The sequence below is a fragment of the Litorilituus lipolyticus genome (assembly GCF_006439335.1).
Lineage (GTDB): Bacteria > Pseudomonadota > Gammaproteobacteria > Enterobacterales > Alteromonadaceae > Colwellia > Colwellia lipolytica.
The window spans coordinates 3,770-4,321 of record NZ_SAWY01000032.1 but is presented as its reverse complement, the minus strand read 5'-3'; the positions used below and the strand labels follow the sequence as shown (position 1 = coordinate 4,321).

The window sequence follows — 552 nt, the reverse complement described above, 5'->3', positions numbered from 1 at the left end:
TGGAGACTACAACGTTGATAGGTCAGGTGTGTAAGGGTTGTGAGGCCTTGAGCTAACTGATACTAATTGCCCGTGAGGCTTAACCATACAGCACCTAAGTGGTTTGTATGAAGACTGACAAACAGTAATGTCACGCACTTTGTGATTGAATAAGATAAGATTTATATTAGATTTCCGAGATTGGTCTAGTTTGTTCCTGACAAACTTAGACACTTCCTCCATCTGTGGAGGTCGTACGTTTTTTGCTTAGCGACAATAGCGACATAGAACCACCTGATCCCATTCCGAACTCAGAAGTGAAATGTGTTAGCGCCGATGGTAGTGTGGGAGTTCCCATGTGAGAGTAGGACATTGCTAAGCTCCTAATTTAGGTTTAGATAATAAACCGCGCGCCGATGGCAGTGTGACTTATGTTACGAGAAGCCCATGTGAGAGCGAAGCGGGACATTGCTAAGCTTCTAATTAAGAAAAGCCCGTTGAAAGCAACGGGCTTTTTAATTAGCTTTAATTCATTAGTTTGTACAAGCCAATTAATGAATTCAAGTTTTTGTC

At 42.0% G+C, this 552-nt stretch carries 2 rRNA genes; both read left to right on the top strand.

The features are described from left to right. A 23S ribosomal RNA gene (locus EPA86_RS13280) occupies positions 1-87 on the top strand; the annotation flags it as partial. A 158-nt stretch (positions 88-245) separates the two neighbouring features. Beyond that, a 5S ribosomal RNA gene (rrf, locus tag EPA86_RS13275) occupies positions 246-360 on the top strand. The last annotated feature ends 192 nt before the right edge of the window (positions 361-552 follow it).